Origin of the sequence: Pseudoalteromonas sp. SW0106-04 (assembly GCF_001293805.1) — a bacterium.
Taxonomy (GTDB): domain Bacteria; phylum Pseudomonadota; class Gammaproteobacteria; order Enterobacterales; family Alteromonadaceae; genus Pseudoalteromonas; species Pseudoalteromonas ruthenica.
The window spans coordinates 201,740-219,816 of the sequence record NZ_BCAI01000005.1 but is presented as its reverse complement, the minus strand read 5'-3'; the positions used below and the strand labels follow the sequence as shown (position 1 = coordinate 219,816).

At 44.0% G+C, this 18,077-nt stretch carries 13 protein-coding genes and 1 pseudogene; 3 read left to right on the top strand and 11 right to left on the bottom strand.

Features of this window, described 5'->3' with window-relative positions:
* Both W04_RS19235 and W04_RS08395 read right to left on the bottom strand, forming a co-directional pair.
* Positions 1–136: transposase (locus W04_RS19235; RefSeq protein ID WP_157576345.1), on the bottom strand; the 136-nt coding region annotated here is incomplete at its 3' end.
* A 154-nt stretch (positions 137–290) separates the two neighbouring features.
* On the bottom strand, positions 291–683 hold the full coding sequence (locus W04_RS08395) for an ankyrin repeat domain-containing protein (RefSeq protein ID WP_053910509.1): 393 nt from the start codon (positions 681–683) through the stop codon (positions 291–293).
* A 194-nt stretch (positions 684–877) separates the two neighbouring features.
* Between W04_RS08395 and W04_RS19230 the strand changes: the two genes are divergently transcribed.
* Entirely contained in the window at positions 878–1,108 is a 231-nt protein-coding gene (locus W04_RS19230; RefSeq protein WP_373432699.1) for a phage integrase N-terminal SAM-like domain-containing protein, read from the top strand.
* A 230-nt stretch (positions 1,109–1,338) separates the two neighbouring features.
* Here the strand turns inward: W04_RS19230 and W04_RS08390 are convergent, their stop codons facing one another.
* A complete protein-coding gene (locus tag W04_RS08390; protein WP_053910508.1) occupies positions 1,339–3,393 on the bottom strand; it encodes a TonB-dependent receptor in 2,055 nt (684 codons plus the stop codon).
* Positions 3,394–3,797: 404 nt separating this feature from the next.
* Between W04_RS08390 and W04_RS08380 the strand changes: the two genes are divergently transcribed.
* Together W04_RS08380 and W04_RS08375 are read left to right on the top strand one after the other, a co-directional pair.
* Positions 3,798–4,088: a hypothetical protein gene (locus W04_RS08380; RefSeq protein WP_053910506.1), complete on the top strand. Its 291-nt coding sequence runs from the start codon at positions 3,798–3,800 to the stop codon at positions 4,086–4,088.
* The gene (locus W04_RS08375) at positions 4,085–5,656 is read left to right on the top strand and encodes a PepSY domain-containing protein (RefSeq protein ID WP_053910505.1); all 1,572 of its coding nucleotides are present in this window, start codon (positions 4,085–4,087) and stop codon (positions 5,654–5,656) included. Before W04_RS08380 ends, W04_RS08375 begins: the two co-directional genes overlap by 4 nt.
* Before the next feature lie 193 nt (positions 5,657–5,849).
* Here the strand turns inward: W04_RS08375 and W04_RS19085 are convergent.
* The 8 genes and pseudogenes from W04_RS19085 to odhB form a co-directional block, all read right to left on the bottom strand.
* A pseudogene (locus W04_RS19085) lies at positions 5,850–6,026 on the bottom strand (transposase); the annotation flags it as partial.
* A gap of 184 nt (positions 6,027–6,210) precedes the next feature.
* Positions 6,211–6,933, bottom strand: coding sequence for an antiviral RADAR system accessory protein RdrD (gene rdrD, locus W04_RS08370; RefSeq protein ID WP_053910504.1), 723 nt, complete (start codon positions 6,931–6,933; stop codon positions 6,211–6,213).
* A 15-nt stretch (positions 6,934–6,948) separates the two neighbouring features.
* On the bottom strand, positions 6,949–9,660 hold the full coding sequence (rdrB, locus tag W04_RS08365; RefSeq protein ID WP_053910503.1) for an antiviral RADAR system adenosine deaminase RdrB: 2,712 nt from the start codon (positions 9,658–9,660) through the stop codon (positions 6,949–6,951).
* Positions 9,660–12,350 (bottom strand): antiviral RADAR system adenosine triphosphatase RdrA, encoded by a 2,691-nt coding sequence (rdrA, locus tag W04_RS08360; RefSeq protein ID WP_053910502.1) that lies wholly within the window; start codon positions 12,348–12,350, stop codon positions 9,660–9,662. The genes rdrB and rdrA overlap by 1 nt, the downstream gene beginning before the upstream one ends.
* 190 nt (positions 12,351–12,540) lie before the next feature.
* Positions 12,541–13,968: a DEAD/DEAH box helicase gene (locus tag W04_RS08355; RefSeq protein WP_053910518.1), complete on the bottom strand. Its 1,428-nt coding sequence runs from the start codon at positions 13,966–13,968 to the stop codon at positions 12,541–12,543.
* A 360-nt stretch (positions 13,969–14,328) separates the two neighbouring features.
* The gene (sucD, locus tag W04_RS08350) at positions 14,329–15,201 is read right to left on the bottom strand and encodes a succinate--CoA ligase subunit alpha (protein ID WP_045978833.1); all 873 of its coding nucleotides are present in this window, start codon (positions 15,199–15,201) and stop codon (positions 14,329–14,331) included.
* A complete protein-coding gene (gene sucC / locus W04_RS08345; RefSeq protein ID WP_022946096.1) occupies positions 15,201–16,367 on the bottom strand; it encodes an ADP-forming succinate--CoA ligase subunit beta in 1,167 nt (388 codons plus the stop codon). The genes sucD and sucC overlap by 1 nt, the downstream gene beginning before the upstream one ends.
* A gap of 180 nt (positions 16,368–16,547) precedes the next feature.
* Positions 16,548–18,074, bottom strand: a complete 1,527-nt coding sequence (odhB, locus tag W04_RS08340; protein ID WP_053910501.1) for a 2-oxoglutarate dehydrogenase complex dihydrolipoyllysine-residue succinyltransferase — start codon at positions 18,072–18,074, stop codon at positions 16,548–16,550.
* Between the last annotated feature and the right edge of the window lie 3 nt (positions 18,075–18,077).

Here is an 18,077-nt window from a genome sequence, read left to right as displayed (position 1 = left end):
GGTTATAAATTTGCTGGGCGCTGATCCCCAGCTCTTCGGCGACGGATTTGTTGGTATTTCCGGGTTGCTCCGCCCTTCGAACCGCTTCGCGACGAAACTCTTCGGTATAGGCCTGGGTTCTTTTCTTTCTAGTCATGAGACACCTCTTTTCTAACTATAGAAGGTGTCTACTTTTTTTGGGTAAGTCCTATACCTAACGCCGCCATATGGGCCGCACAAATGCTTGGCTAAAACTAGCGACGAAGGAGCGCAAGCCAAGCGTTTTGCGTCCAATTACCATAATGGCCTTGTTATATTTGCTTTGCACCATCGAGGTACTCAGCAATTAACTTTTTGTTTTGTTCATTTAAACGGGGCATGGAGCATTCAGCTAGCCTTTGTTTCGCTGTTTTTCCACTGTTATCTTTTAAACTAGGTTTGGCTCCATTAACAACAAGCAACTTTACTATATTTGGGTAGCCAGCAGTGACGGCTCTGATTAGAGGCGTTGTATCCGAATAACTAGAATTCAAATCAACACCAGCTTTTATGAAAAGGGAAACAATGTCTTCTGCCCCGCATTGGATTGCCATAATCAAAGGAATTCCATTTGGGTTTGCTCCAGCTTCAAGCAACTCTTTAGCTGATTCGAGGTCGCAGTCAGCAGCTTGAATTAATGCATCATTCAATTCCCTTTGATTCAAAACTTACCCTCGATTCTGATTTGCAAATATAACACGTTTATAGCGAGCTAATCGCGCGTTTTTCTACTACGCTACCGCTCACTTTTCTGAATGATATATTTTTAACAGAGTAGTTAACTCATTGCCAGCATTATCAAAAACAGCGATTGGACAATTACTGTTCAATAACACTGTGTCCACATATTTTCAAAGGAATGAAAATTAAAACTTGCTCGCCTTATTTAAATTACATCGCAGACAACATGTTGACTCGACAGTATTCATTGAGAACGGTTAACGCTTACCTTAGTTGGATATCTAACTTCATACATTTTCATAATAGAAGATATCTCACTGCTATGGGCGATAACGAAGTGTTTAAGCTTTCAGACCCCTTAATTTTAAAAAGAAATATGTCGCCCAGAGAGCACATGGGGCCGCATTAAATGCATTAGCGTTTTTGTAAAAACACATAGTAAAAGAAGAATTGTCGTTGGACTTAAATTTGCGAAAAGCAATAGACAACCCAAATTACCAGTCGTAATGACACCAGCAGAAGTCAAAGAAATAATGTCGTGTATGAAAAAGCGCTATTACTTAATTGCGGGATTAATGTACGGAAGCGGTTTAAATTAAGCTAGTCGCTGATGAACCAGCGACTAGCTATCTTGTTAGATTAGAATCGGTAAGTAACTGATGCACCGACTGTTTGCGGGTTCACAACGGCCGCATAGCCTTGTGGGTAACGGCCACTTGCCGGCTCTTGTGAAGTATATGCCTCTTCATCTAGGGCGTTATTGATGAAGGCACTGATCAACCATTGCTCGGTGTCGTAGGTCATCGATAAACGAGTAATAGTGTAATCACCTGCAATGCGCTCTTCCGTGTTTGTTAAGTCACCATAATACTCACCCACATAGTTGGCGCTTAAATTTACTTTTAGGCTATCGGTAAACCAGTGTGAAAGACCTAAACTCGCCGTTAGTTCGGGTGCAGAGTTTAAATCACTGCCAACCGCATCTGGAAAGGCTGATGATTCATCAATGTTAGTTTTTAATAGACCAAAACCGCCATGTAGCTGCCACTGCTCTCCAAGCATACTGTAAGCATCGACCTCTAAACCGTAACTATGAGCATCTTCTACATTCGTGATTCTGCGCGCTGAACTTAATGCTTGATACCCGTTAAAATTGTTGTAAAACACATTAGCGCTAATATTGATGTCGCCATTATCTATTACGCTGCGTGAACCTATTTCATAGGTATTAACCGTTTCTTCATCGTAGTAGTAGTAATCTTCAGCGGTAAAATCGAGCGCACCGCCCCCTGCGTTATAGCCACGGCGAGCACTGGCAAATAAAGTCGTTTCGTTGCTAACATCATATTGAATCGCGAGCTTTGGTAAACGCACTGTGTGTGAATTATCAAGTTGCTCAACGAGCTGATCGCCACGAAACGCCATATTGAAATTACGTAATTGTTCTTCACGCTCAATACGAAGGCCCGCTGTTAGCGTTAATTCGCGGCTTAAGTTAAAGCTTGTTTCGCCATAGACTGCGGTCGATTTACTGCTATCGTCACCGTAGTAGTTTGTTGCCCCCACACTTTCAAATTCTTGGTCGCGATCAAAGTAAGCAAGGCCGATAAACCCGGAATAAAAGTGGTTGTTTAGCCCAAAGTTGAGCTTGGTATCAACGGTGATATTACTCTCATCCATTGATACGTCAGATTCGGCGCTTTCAATGGGCTCGTATGCTTCAAAGCTCCATTGATAATCCATGTAAGCAACTAATACGTCTAACGAAAAATCATCATTAATACTGTAATCAATATTTACTTGCGTAGTATCAGAGTCTGTATCCACAATACGCTGATATAGCGGCTTATAATCAAATGGTTCGTCCGCAACAAAGTATTTCCGACCAGAGTTCCCCTCTTCACTGTAAGTTGAGTAAGTCAGTTGCACGGCAAGATCTTTGCTTGGCGTGTAAAGTAATTTAGCGCGCGTACTGCTGGTATTTAACTTGTTTAATTCACGATCAGTTGGGTTTGTTTCGTATACCGACGGGTTTGAAAATGTTTCGCCATCGACATACTGAGTTGATAAGCGAAATGCCAACACATCCTCAACTAATGCTCCCGATACCACTGCGGCAGTATCAAGGTAGCTATCTTGATTGCGATAACCTACGCGCACTGCCCCTTCAAAATCCTGAGTTGGCGCTTTCGTTGTCATGTACACCGCACCTGCGATGCTATTGCGACCATTGCTAGTTGATTGCGGCCCCCGGTAAACCTCAATTTGTTCTTCATCCCAAAGGCCGGTATCACCCGTTAAGTCAGCAACAAAAGGTTGGCTTACACCATCTATTAACGTTGAAACACGGGCTTTTGAACCTCCGCTAAATGAGTTAAAACCGGTTGCCCCACCATTACCAGACACTCCTCGCATATCAGGCACAGAACCCGTTAACACCACCACGTTTGCCATTTCTGAGAGCGCTTCGGATATAGACGCAAGCTGGCCGTTTTCTAGTCGCGCCTTATCAACAACCGCCACCGACGACATGGTTTCTTTAAGTGACTTTTCCGTTTTTTCACCGGTAACAACAATAGTGTCCATTGATTCTCGACTGCTTTGCTCGTCGTCAGCCCAAGCCGAGCCTTGAGCAACAAGTAACGATGCAAAAATAACCTTGGTTATTGTGTTGAGTTTTAATGCAGTAGCCAATGTCCTTTCCCCATAAGAGATTATTAGAATTAAACAAATCGAGCTTGATAAAAAGCGCGAGGAAATTAACACAGGCTTAATGATATTGCAATTGAGTTTAGTTATCATTTACAATGAGGTATAACATAAATTCTAATTCTCATTTTATGCTCATTTTCACCGTTACTTTACTCATCGTTTTCGCTGTCAGCACTTTTTACTGCACCAGAAAACAACAGCGATTTTTAAAAAAACCGATAAAAAAACATTGGCGATTACTATCGCTTGCATTAATAGCGTGTGCACTAACACTTGCCTTTGTGCAGCTATCAGCCACAGCAGCTGTGTTCTATATAATCTTTAGCGTGATGCTTATGCTAATGCTGATCCCTTTTATTAGCCTGCTGCAAACAAAGGGGTAATTCATGACAAACTCATCAAAGCGCCAACCAACGTGGTTAGGTAAAACGCTAGCCGGTGCCTTTTTAGGGTTGGCACTGTCATTTATATTCATTGCTTTTTTTGCTTGGTATGGCCCTGGAGGCATTGAAGCTCGAGACAAAGTGCAATTTAACATGTGGATGATCACCCCTATTTGGCTAATCATTTTTAGTTTTAGCTATTTGTTCAACTCTGCAAAGCAAGCTTGGCTTGTCCTTGGCAGCTTAACTGTGCTGCTTTATGGCGTATTTTTCATGCTAAGGACCGCACTATGAAAGTAAGATCGGATATTTTACGCACCTATCAAGGTGTACATACATGGACGGGCATTATTGCTGGCTTAGTGCTGTTTATTGGTTTTTATGCTGGCAGCCTGACCATGTTTAAACACGAAATACAACAGTGGGCTGCACCGGTTACCGCGCCTAAAGTAACCAGTTCTGATTATGACTACCAAAAACTGGTAGATACGGTAATAAGTGTGCGTGGTGACCAACTTGCTAAAGGCTTTAACCTAGACTTACATACCCAAGACGCGCCTCTTTCTTGGTATATCAAAGGCAGTGCCCGTGGCATGGAGCTTGATAAACAGCTCAACTATGCCCACCTCAATGCTGATGGCACATTAAACGTTAGCGCGCAAACTGAAAACGAACTTGGCGATTTAATTGATTACTTACATCGCACAGCAGGCTTTATTGGTGAAATTGGCCATGACCAATCAGGGGTTTATATTCTAGGTATTGCCAGTGTGTTGTATTTTTTAGCTTTGGTCTCTGGGATCATTATTTTACTGCCGACACTAGTTAAAACCTTTTTTGCATTGCGTAAAGAAAAAGGGCCAAGCCGGTTTTGGCTCGACAGCCATAACCTTGTGGGGATTGCCAGCTTACCGTTTCATTTAGTCATAGCCTTCACTGTGGTGGTGTTTGCATTTCATGACTTTATTTATGGTGGCTTAGCGCAATTTTATGATGATAAACCGCTGTTTCAGCGCCCTACTCCCGCTGCGCAAAGTTTTCACATTGACAACTTACCTAGTATCGACGAGCAAGTGCTTGCAGCTAAAAGCTATGCGCCTGGCTATGAGCCTATCCACATTCGTTATAGTAATTTAAATTCAGCTTCGCCCTCTGCGGTGTTTATGATGAGTAACAACAATGCGGTTGTGCGCGGCCCAGATACTGACTATTTATTTATGAACCCGTACACCTTAGAGGTCGTTAACTCGAGCTACCCACAAGGCGAAGATGCAGTGTGGGGTAACATGGTGGCCAGTATTTTCTCACTCCATTTTGGCACCTATGGTGGAGAATGGGGGCGCTGGGGTTACTTTATAATGGGCTTACTTGGGGCATTTTTGTTCTATTCAGGCAATTTATTATGGATAGATAAGCGCTTCAAAAAAGATCCCAACAAACGCAGTACGTTGTTTATGGCAAAGCTCACTATTGGTGTTTGTTTAGGGTCGATGATTGCCGTTGCTTTCACGTTAGTTGCAGCTAAATGGCTACCTACATTTGTTGCCAATACAAACTATGCCAGTCTATACAGTTACTACGCCGCGTTTTTTGCTTTTGTGATATATAGCTTCATAAAACCTGTACAAAAGGCAACGACGGTTGGCCTTTATTTACTCGCGAGTTTGTGTGCATTAATGGTGTTATCAACGCTGGTGAAACTTGCACTAAATGACGGGAATACGCTCTTCTACTCAAGCTATACGGTTGATATCGTCGCCGCTATTTTTGCTGTTATTTTCTTTAAAATGTCGAAACATCAGCAGCAAAAACAGGCCACACAAAGCATCATGCCAGCCTTTGAAAAAGTCAGCCAAACTTAACAGAATGGCGACTTCTTACGCATAGCATTGATTGAGTCAATGACAGCGGCATCAGCTTTACGCCAGTCTCGCTCAGGGCGATAAAAGGTCGAACGGCCAATGAATGCCAACAAACAGACAAGCCCTTAGGATACTCAAACCATTACGCTGGCGTACTCTCGTTTATCCGCTGTTACCAACCCTTTTTTGCGAAAAGCTCCTTCAACCGATTAACGTCAGAGGCTTCCATCCCACCGTACTTGGGCTTCCAATTGTAATTGGTTGCACTGCTGATACCCTGCTGACGGCACACTTCCTCAACCTTCCTACCCTCATCGACTTCTTTTAATACTGCGATGATCTGAGATTCTGTATAGCGTGATTTTTTTATAGTCGTCTCCTGTACTAATCATTACAGAAAACTCTAATTATGTCTGTCTCAGTTTAGGGGGAAATGGACAGAGCAACCTTACAAAACAGTCACTAGTCAATCAACGTTCCCCAAGAAAATGAAGCCGAGTGACTAAAGCATCCATCCATTTTTTACAACAGGCAAAAGAAACACAGGGCCTAAACTACTGAGTTTGCTGTTGTAATTTCTCAACTTGAGTCAGGATGTAAAAGGAGTCGCTAACAGTGTCGTTATATTTCTGGCTTTCAAACTGTTCCATTACTCCTAAGTATTCCAAAACATTACCCTCACTAAAAGCTACATTTAGACTTTTTCTAGCTAAGTTTAATTCGATCAAGCCCTGGATTTTGGAAGAAAATAATTTAAATCTATCGTTTTGACGCGTCCACCCCAGCGTTCGGTCGATTAGTAAGGGAAAAATGCTCAAAGGAGCGAAAGTGGCCAATCCAATAGTGACAGCGTGTATTTGATAATAAATTAGGGCAGATGACGAGTACACGATCGCAAACATCAAAGCATTGAATATAAGTTTATTGCACACCTCCCATTTTTTTTTGAATGCTTTATATTTTATTCCCACGATTAGAGAATGGACAAGAGCAATCAAAATTAACGCGCAGAGTACGTCTGGAGTTAAATAAACAGAGTAAGGCAAGTTAGGAATAATTAATTTTGCAGCTTTGGTACCTGCGTCATCTACAAACCCCAATATAAATATAACAGCATAGAAAACTAAAAGCGGTATGGTAAACAGCGGAATACGACGAATCACATAGCGCTTCCAATATGTTGCTTTTTGATTATTATCAAACTCACTCTTTTGTGATTTCAATCTATGATTCAATTCTGTATATGATGAAATAGTAGAGTTTTCCTGGTTACTCATAAGTGCTAATTCTCGTTAAATGGGTTCAAACACGGGTAGGTGATTTCGGTGGAATTGTTCAATCCCAAATTGGCGGATAGACTCAAGCCAGCGCTCAGCAACCGTGCTACCAATACCTAGATCAAGTGCGGCTTCACGCAATAACATATATTCGGTACGTAAGGTCGTGGGCATTATGCCGGGGTCATCTGTATTCACCAGCACTTTTACAGGCCCTTTACGCAAACCGAAGCGGTTAAACTCGCTGCCGGTAAGCAAAACGGATTCATCCGGTGGGTTCCAGCGAAATATTGGGTGTTCTTTGTGACTTTTTAGTCTGGCAATGTAAACATTTGATGTTGGGTTGGTTTCAATAATAATTCCCATGCTGTCGTATTGCGTTAGCAGGTAGTCTTGTAACGCAGCCATGAATTCAAGCTCCTCAGGGGTATCTACATCCTCAATGATGTGTTTGTCTTGGTTCTGCTCCCATTGGCTTTGAACAGGAGGTAATCCAATATTACTTTGCGATTCCCACTCATCTGCAACGCGAACAATTACCATGACAGGTGAGTTGTCCTTTCGTAATTCTGAATGGCGATTTTTATAAATTAAGGATGCATATTTATCGTCGTCTTTCAGGCTCTCCCAATCGGGAAGAGCAACCTGCTCCATAGCCGTCATAGGGGAGCTGCCGTGAAGTTTTTGCCAACGGTAGTAACAATTTCTACGTAATAACCAAGCTCGGTACAAGATATCAGGTGTCAGCTTATCTTTCTGCGCCTCAGATAAAGGTGTGTCAGATTGCTGTGCACTGTCACAGTAAAACGAAGGTGGTTTCAACCAGTTAACTTTATTGTAGAATCGAGCTATTCGTCGCTCTATTAATGGAATAACTTGTTGAGCAAGAGGGAGGCGTCCACTCAAGACTGTGGCGTAATGCCACATCCATACAAGGTTATCCAAATGCTCATCGGCATAAAGAATCATTTCTCCCTGCCTTTGTACCCACTGTAAAGGCTCAATACCAAGCGCTAAAGCATGCCCGAGTCTATCTCCGTCACGCATTTCGCAAAACCGTACCGTTTCATCAATGTGTCGCATTCCCGAAAGAGGGTGAGCGTAGTCTTCCCCGGAGTGAATACTAAAATGAAAATCTTTGTTTGCGCGTTCGGTTTCTATTTTTGAATGCAGTCCAGATCTTAGCCAGCGTAGCATTGGGGCAAAACATTCTATTTTTAAAGCATTTTCATCGCCAGCGACATCCAAACCACGAAACCAACGATTTGGCTGAAAATGAAAGTTGGGGTTTAATTTACCACCGAGAAATGTCGCTTCATTCCATCCAGACTGTGAGCGCAAGCGGCGGAGTAACTTCTCGGCTTCTTTCCAGTTATCTTTCAGGTCTGCTTGCGGCCTCTTTCCTCTCTTTGCTGATTTGGAGCGAGAGAAATGCCCGCAAAAGTGCCAACGCTCTAAGGTTTCAATATGACGCAGGCAGGTTTCGTTGGGAATTATTTCATGCTCGCCAAAGACATAGGGTGGCGTTGGTGCGATGCTTGAGGTGCTGGTAATAAGTGCTTGTGAAAAAGTTTGTATGCTTTTGTTCGAGAACGCCATAGAGCCGGATTTGATTTCAGCAACATCGCCTTTACCCACAAATAGTCGGCGAATATTGTCTTTATATGGCTGCCCAATTTTACGTAAGTTATTGCCATTATATCTTTCTACAAAACGAGAAAGACCCTGACCATCCATAATTAGACGGCGCCTAAGTGCATTCATCATTTGCCAAAAGCACAATATTGCGCTGCGTATAAAGGGCGTTGTGCTGTTGTTTTGGTATATAAAACTTAAAAAAACCTTGAGCCATAGCCAACAATTTGATTGCTGCTGATTAATGGCCTGTGCGAGTTCGGCAAGTAACCATTGAGAATTAGTCTCGTTGGTGTGACAAGGCATTTGTGCCAGTAACTCCCAATCTGTGTATATTTTATATGACGTATTGCGTTGGTTTTGCCAATCACTAAAGGCCCTTATCTGCTTGTTGTGGGGTTGCTGTGTGGAGTCAATAAAATAAGCAAAAAGGCTTCTAGCTCTAGTTAAAAGCTTATCTATCTCCGCATCATTGAGTTGTTCCCAGTCGGAATTCATATTTCCTTTACGAGGTGACTTAGAGTGGAACAATAGTTCGCTAAAAATAAGGCTTTCAGCAGTGACGCCCCAGACGTGCACATGGCCTTCAGCAAAGGGCTTTACTGGATTAGCCGGTGGAGCAAAGAAAGGTAACTGAGCATTGAGCACTCGCCTTATATCATGTGCTTGAGGTTTTGGATTTTGTTGTAACCAGTTGGCAAGACGCCAGCCAACTAATAATGCGGGGTCGAGCTCTGCGGCAAGGCGCACATATGCTTGCACTTTGGACTCTTTAAAGTGCAGTAAGTCGCCGTTGCGTATCAGTAAGTTGTCTGCTAATTCATCTAACCAAGGCAAAGATGGACTCACAAACAAGCCGGAGTGGCACTGCTGACCCATAATGGTGCGAATGTCGGTTAATCTAAACTCACGGGGATAACGTGCATCAACTCCGGCAGTTAATAGCTGGTAGCATTTATCCTGTAGTACTTGCCAGGCATCACCAAAGCCACTGTCTTGGGGCGTAAGCAAAGAAAGCCAAAGATGCTCGGCTACCTGCTCATCACTATAAAAACAACCCGCAGCGTGTTCACTTAACTGCCGGTTAAGCATTAACTTTCTCTCTCTTCGGGTAGTTGTTCACCAGCATTTATAAAGGCATTAAGCTTCTTATCGCTGAACTCCTCTTGCAATGTCGCAAAATGACTTAAGAACTCTGCTTTTGTCCATTTTAAATTCTCCATCGCCTCTAAAATGGTTTGAGTTGTGAACTTTCTTTGAGGGTCGATTTTTAACATATTACTTATAGCTTGTTTGTGGGGTGAAATAGAGTTTTTGCGTGCCGGTGTTGGCACTGGTGGCGGCGGAGGGGGTGTAAACATCTCACTAGACGGCCAATTGAATTGGAATAGTTCATTTAACCATTTTCTAATTGGGTGACCTGAGAGTGCATAAGTTATAGTCTTCGAATGACGCCCATAATCTTTACGAGCTTCAGTGTCTTCATTTGAAGCATTTAGCCTAACCGAGAAAGGTAGAATATTTTGCGAGAAATGTTCGTTATTAAGTTCAAAGTTTCTGGAGGTATGAATATTTGTATTTGCAACGATAGTAGGGAGACCAAATAGCTCCCCTTTTTCGAAAGAACCAAAGGCAGACCAAGTTCCAAAGAATGCTCTACCTGCAATGTCTAGTGCATTGTTGATATTAGTCATACCATTACTGTAATAGTCATCATTAGCTACTTGGCTGAAAACCTTGTTAAACACTTTGTAAACTAACCAAGGAGAGATATTTAGCTTATCTACCTCATAATCTTTACGCCACTCAATAATTTCAGCCAGCAATATTTGCCAGCAAAAATCTATCTGTTCATGCACTTCCGATGGCAAGCCATTAACCGCTTCATTTGAGCTGTCTTCAGTGAAAAAGAAATTTCTTTTTCGTTCATCCTTGATATTCAGTGTCTTAGTAGGGGCTACGTCACCTGTTGAGTAGAAAGGGGCTCTTTGCCTTATGCTATCGAAATGATATGACTCAGGCTCTGAGACCAAACTCGCAATTACCACTTCGAATATTCGTCCAATATTTAGCATCATTGAACGTTTGTTTTTGGTGTAGTAATTGCGGTGGCATAATGCGGAAATGAAGAAAATTGCTTTATTTTTTTGATCTTCAGTAGCATCACTACTTTTAATAACCTTCCAATAATCCCATTTTAGAGCAGAGTTTACTCCGATCTCAGCGACTGGGTATGGTAGAACTGTTTTCTGGTTGCTAATCTCATCAATCCAACTAGCGGGTAAACGACCTTCTAGATGAGTTTTCCATTCTGTAAGGTCATTATCTAGTTCACTCAATTTAAATTGCTTCGAATGAGAAAGAGGTTGAAACAGTGGTGTAGCAAATAGAGATGTTTGATGAAGAGGACTCTGACGCCGTCTAAGCCAATACTGCTTTGCTTGCAGCGTTAAATTAATCGCGCCTGCTCTTGGCTCATGCTGGAAATATGTTGATAGACTGTCAACCCAAGATCTTATTAGCTCGGTTGATACGGCTTCGCTTTTAACTGTATCAGGGTCGGCTGTGCCTTCCAGTGATTCGTTAAATGCATTATATGCTGATTTATAATCGCGGTCAGTCTTATAATGAATTCTTTGGTATTCATTTCTAAAAGATTCAATAGCTTCTGTAGGAACACTAGGTATTTGCCACAAACGCTGAACCTCTAATGGCTCCTTTGCTTCACGAATTTCTCTCGGAAGGTTTTCAATTAGACTACCACAGTGCCCGATGAATTGTGTTAAAGCTCTAACGGAGGGAATTGGCAGAGGTAATTTACTGTTTTCCAATCCATTTACAGGCCCCGAAATGAAAATTTCTAACCACGCAATCAAATTTCTCAAAGGCATGCTATTGTTAGAGCCTAATTTGATCTCAGGATCATTCCAGTAGCTTTCAACTGACGGCATGCTTAAACGCCTAGGCAAGGGTAAAATCTTACGTTGGTATTCGTTTGCTAAGTCTTGCGCTATGTTGAAGGCCTGTAACCTTTGATAAGACGAGTCCTTGGTTAGGCGGCCATGGAAGTCTCGCCAGCAAACCTCATCATATAATTTTCGATCACCACTGACGATAGGTAGTACACAAGGAGCCACTAAGTAACGGCGAATAATCTCTAAATTTTCAAATGCGAGGTTTAGGGAGGTATCGACATCATCAATAGGCAGAACTAATAATTTTTTACCTAATAGCACTAAAGTGCTTTTAAAAAACTCGGTGACACAGTTAACTAAATGCTTATTGCCATATAGAGACCTAATTTTATCCATGCCATAGAGGTCTTTTTGAGCATCCACAGATTCAAGAGCGTTGGCCAATTTCTCGAGAGTATGAGAAAAAGAACGAGCATCTTGTACATTGGAAGCCTGTGCTTTTTTAATTTCATCGTCATGGAGGATTGCCGCGACAATTACATGTAAAAAGAGGGACTCACCATCTTCAAGCAAGGTAGGATCGATTGGGTCAAGTATATGAATGTCCGTTAGAAGCTTGTTATCTGTATTTCTTATGTAGCTTTTTAAATTGACTAATATAGAAGTTTTACCGGACCCCCGCTCCCCGTCAATAGAAATTGCCTTGTGACTGCGTTCTAGCTTATTTTGGTCAGTATTTCCAATCGCTTTTACCGCTTCACTAATGAGTGTAACCAGATCTTCGTATATAAACTTCGGTAAAATTGTATTCGGTTCGTTAAGTTCTGCCGACTCTGACTGGTCCAAAGGTATGTAAGTTGTTGCCATTGAAAAATCCCTGTGTGTACTTTCAACTATTCTTATTGGATATTTTGACGATGTATAACAAATAACAATATAACAAATATACTTAAGAACAAAGCGTTACCCCTATTCAATTGATCGTTTTTGGCGCAAGCTAACATAACCAAAAAAGCGAGCCTCTAAGGGGCTCGCTTTTTATGATAAGTGCTAGAACTTAGCTGCTGCCGGTTTTGGCGCGTCGTGTTCTCCAGCGGTTATTTCTTCTTGCCGGGCCTTTCGCTTGGGGTGAGTCGCTATCGCGCCCTCTGGGTTTATTAGCAACGCCCTGCTCCTTACCTTGCTGGGGCGCTTTACCCTGCTGCGGCGCACTCACCGCTTTTTTTGCGTGCGAAGGCTTCTTTTTCACTGCTTGCTTAGCGGTGTTGCCTGGCTGCTCAGCTTTGGCTGATTTCGGCTTTTTGGGTTTTTTAGGCTTTTTCGGCGCCCGCAATGTGCTTGGTGCCACCTCATTCGTGGGCTCAAAGCCCGCGATAGTTTGCCGTGGCAATAACTCTTGAATAAGGTTTTCAATGCCGTTTAAGTCTTTTGCTTCATCGGCTGTGACAAATGAGATAGCCAATCCTGAGGCCCCTGCTCGACCGGTTCGTCCGATACGGTGAACATAGTCTTCGGCAACATTAGGCAAGTCAAAGTTGATCACACAAGGAAGCTGGTCAATATCAATGCCGCGCGCCGCGATATCGGTGGCCACCAGAACTTTAATACTGCCGTCTTTAAATCCGGCCAACGCCTTGGTTCTGGCGCCTTGGCTCTTGTTGCCATGAATCGCGGCAGAGTGAATACCACGCTTTTCCAAATTAGTGGCAATGCGATTCGCGCCATGCTTGGTGCGGCTAAACACTAACACCTGCTGCCAATCATTTTCTTTAATTAAATGACTTAGCAGCGCAGTTTTGCGCGATTTATCCACTGGGTAAACCCACTGCTCTATGGTTTTTGCCGTGGTATTGGCAGGCACCACAGAAATCTCTAGCGGCTGGTGGACTATGGTTTTCGCCAATTCACGGATCTCGTCCGAGAAGGTCGCCGAGTACAGGAGGTTTTGTCGTTTCGGCGGCAATAACTTAATAATGCGGCGAATATCGTGAATAAAGCCCATATCTAGCATACGGTCGGCTTCATCAAGCACCAGCATTTCTAATTGCTCAAATTTAATGGCATTTTGCTGGTACAAATCCATTAACCGTCCGGGCGTGGCCACGAGAATATCGGCCCCGCGACGCAGTTGCATCATTTGCGGGTTAATTTTAACGCCGCCAAAGGCCACGCAATAGCTCAGCGCTAACTCTTTACCATAGGTGGCGACACTGGCACCCACCTGAGCGGCCAGCTCACGGGTAGGAGCAAGCACTAAAGCTCGCACGTTATTACCGCGAGCACGCTGCCCTTTACTTAATATTTCTAGCATCGGCAAGGTAAAACCCGCCGTTTTACCGGTGCCGGTTTGCGCAGCGGCCATCACGTCGTGGCCGGATAACACCGCAGGAATGCCTTGCGCCTGTATTGGTGAAGGATGCTGGTAGCCTTGGCGTTCAATCGCTTGAAGTAGTTTAGGTTGTAGTTTTAAGTCACTGAATTGGATGGTGTCTTCGGTTTTGATGGTGTTGTTTGCTGATGGTACTTGCTGTTCGGTCATATAAACTCGGTATACATGGCGAAACAAGCTTAAACCCGATTGCATCACCAAAAAATTAAAAAGGCGTAGCGACTTGCTACACAGGCGTAAAGAGCGTCGGCGCAATGGCGCCTCAAGGTATGCTCTTTACTGATCACGCTGCCATCATAACACACTCTGGGTTAATACAGTGCATGGCAAAAAAAGAAAGCGCAAATCCGCTGCTCGCTCCCATTGGCATGTGCCCTACTCGCTTGCAACTGAGCATCAGTGCAGCCATAAAAAAACCCGCTCAAGGCGGGTTTTTATGTCACTCACTAGCAGAGCTTACCAACCGGTTTTCTCTTTTAGTGCGTTGCCAATTTCAGCAAGTGAACGTACAGTTTGTACGCCCGCTGCTTCTAAGGCTGCAAACTTCTCGTCAGCAGTACCTTTACCGCCTGCGATAATCGCACCAGCGTGACCCATACGTTTGCCTGGAGGTGCAGTTACACCGGCAATGTATGAAACAACAGGCTTAGTGACGTTGTCTTTGATGTACGCAGCCGCTTCTTCTTCAGCTGTACCGCCGATCTCACCGATCATTACGATAGCTTCAGTTTGCGGATCTTTTTCGAACATCTCTAGTACGTCGATGAAGTTAGTACCAGGAATTGGGTCACCACCGATACCAACACATGAAGATTGACCAAAGCCAGCGTCAGTTGTTTGCTTAACGGCTTCATAAGTCAAAGTACCAGAACGTGATACGATGCCTACTTTACCAGGCTTGTGGATGTGACCAGGCATGATACCAATCTTAGACTCACCCGGAGTGATAACACCTGGGCAGTTAGGACCAATCATACGCACGCCAGTTTCATCAAGCTTAACTTTAACGTCAACCATGTCTAGCGTTGGGATACCTTCAGTGATACATACGATTAGCTCGATGCCCGCATCGATCGCTTCAAGGATTGCATCTTTACAGAAAGGCGCTGGTACGTAGATAACAGAAGCCGTTGCGCCTGTTTCTTCAACAGCGTCACGAACAGTGTTAAATACCGGCAGACCTAGGTGCGTTTGACCACCCTTACCTGGTGATACACCACCAACCATCTGCGTACCGTATTCGATTGCTTGCTCAGAGTGGAACGTACCCTGACCACCGGTGAAACCTTGGCAGATTACCTTAGTGTCTTTATTAATTAGTACAGACATTATTTGCCCTCCGCAGCAGCAACAACTTTTTCAGCTGCGTCTGTTAGAGATTCTGCAGCAATGATGTCTAGACCTGAGTTAGCAAGAACGTCACGGCCTAGTTCAGCGTTAGTACCTTCAAGACGTACAACTACAGGTACGTTTACGCCAACTTCTTTAACCGCACCGATAATACCTTCTGCGATCATGTCACAACGTACGATACCGCCGAAGATGTTAACAAGTACTGCTTTAACATTGTCATCAGAAAGGATGATCTTAAATGCTTCAGCAACGCGCTCTTTAGTTGCACCGCCGCCCACATCTAGGAAGTTAGCTGGCTTGCCGCCGTGTAGGTTAACGATGTCCATAGTACCCATTGCAAGACCCGCACCATTTACCATGCAGCCTACAGTACCGTCTAGCGCTACGTAGTTTAGTTCCCACTGTGCTGCGTGTGCTTCACGCTCGTCTTCTTGCGAAGGATCGTGCATCGCGCGGATTTTAGGCTGACGATATAGTGCGTTGCCATCAACACCGATTTTACCGTCTAGGCAGTGTAGGTTACCTTCGTCAGTGATAACCAGTGGGTTGATTTCAAGTAGCGCGAAATCGTGATCGATAAACATGTTGCCAAGACCCATGAAGATCTTAACGAACTGCTTAAGTTGAGTTGGGTTCAAGCCAAGTTTGAAAGCAAGCTCACGGCCTTGGTAAGCCTGAGGACCTACAAGTGGGTCGATCTCAGCTTTGTGGATAAGCTCTGGCGTTTCTTCAGCAACAGTTTCGATTTCAACACCGCCTTCGGTAGACGCCATGAAAACAACTTTACGTGAAGCGCGGTCGACAACAGCACCAAGGTAGAGTTCGTTTGCAATGTCAGTGCAGCTTTCAACAAGGATCTTTGCAACAGGCTGACCATTTTCGTCAGTTTGGAAAGTTACTAGGTTTTTACCTAGCCAGTTCTGTGCAAACTCTTTGATTTCTTGTTTGCTGTCAGCAAGTTTTACACCGCCCGCTTTACCACGGCCACCGGCGTGAACCTGACATTTAACAACCCATTTATCACCGCCGATTTTATCAGCAGCTTCAGCAGCTTCTTGAGGTGTGTCACATGCGTAACCTTCAGAAACTGGTAAACCATATTCGGCAAAAAGTTGTTTTGCCTGATACTCATGCAAATTCATGATGCTTTATCCAATTTTTTGTACTAAAAGAGCTGAATAAATATGCAATTTACCCAACCATCCCAAATTGCGCACCTAGTATAGATCCCATGGCTATGCTTGAAAACCCTAGTGGGACTAAAGGCGGCAAAAAAAAGCTGCGGCGCGGGCCACAGCTTAATTTTTATTCATTCTCGATGTTTATACATCAAGTAGAAGACGTGTTGGATCTTCTAACATCTCTTTAATGGTCACTAAGAAGCCAACAGACTCTTTACCATCGATTTGGCGGTGGTCATAAGACAGGGCCAAATACATCATAGGTAGAATCTCAACTTTGCCATTCACCGCCATAGGACGCTCTTGGATTTTGTGCATGCCCAAGATTGAAGACTGTGGCAAGTTGATGATTGGCGTTGATAATAGTGAGCCAAATACACCACCGTTGGTGATAGTGAAGTTACCACCGGTCATGTCATCAACCGTTAGCTTACCATCACGGCCTTTAAGCGCTAGCTCGCGAATACCGGCTTCGATTTCTGCAACCGACAGCTTGTCACAATCGCGTAGTACTGGCGTTACCAAGCCACGCGGTGTTGATACCGCAATGCTGATATCGAAGTAGTTGTGATAAACGATGTCGTCGCCATCGATTGATGCGTTCACATCTGGGAAGCGTTTAAGCGCTTCTACTACCGCTTTAACATAGAACGACATGAAGCCTAAACGGATACCGTGGCGCTCTTCAAAGGCGTCTTTGTATTGCTTACGAAGGTCCATGATTGGCTTCATGTTCACTTCGTTAAAGGTGGTCAACATCGCCGTTGAGTTTTTCGCTTCAAGTAGGCGGTTAGCGATGGTCTTACGAAGACGTGTCATAGGAACACGTTTTTGCGTGCGGTTACCTACAGGCGCTGACTGCGCGTCATCGGCTTTGCTTTCTTGCTTAGCCGGCGCTTGCTTAAGGAACTTATCTACGTCTTCTTTAGTAACACGACCGTTTTTGCCTGAACCTTTGATTTTTGACGCATCTAGGCCTTTTTCAGCAATGAGGCGGCGTACTGAAGGAGTCAATGCATCACTGGCGCTGTCATCACCACTTTGCTCGGCAGCCGGAGCAGACTCTTCTTTGCTACCGCCAGCAGCTTTAGCGCCTACTTTCACTTTACCGATAACTTGCTCGGCTGTGACCGTATCGCCTTCACCGTGAACGTGCTCGCCCATGACACCGTCATCCGGGGCTACCACTTCAAGTACAACTTTGTCAGTTTCAATATCAACCAAGTTCTGGTCGCGGCTTACCGCTTCACCTGGTTGTACATGCCATGTTGCGATGGTCGCATCGGCAACAGATTCAGGAAGTACAGGTACTTTAATATCCACTTCTTTACCTTCTGAAGCACCGCTGTCTTTTGCTGGTGCTGAATCAGCTTTTTCTTCACTTTTAGCGTTATCATCGCTGCTGTTCTCATCCGCAGCAGGCGCGTCGTCGGCATCGCCAACAATGGCTAGCACTTGCTCAGCAAGTACCGTTGCGCCTTCTTGCTCTTTAATCTCGCTGATCACACCGTCTGCCGGCGCCGCTACTTCAAGTACGACTTTATCGGTTTCGATGTCTACGAGGTTCTGGTCACGACTTACTTTGTCGCCAACACTGACATGCCAAGTTGCAACGGTGGCGTCTGCAACTGACTCAGGAAGAACAGGAACCTTGATTTCTGTGGTCATCTC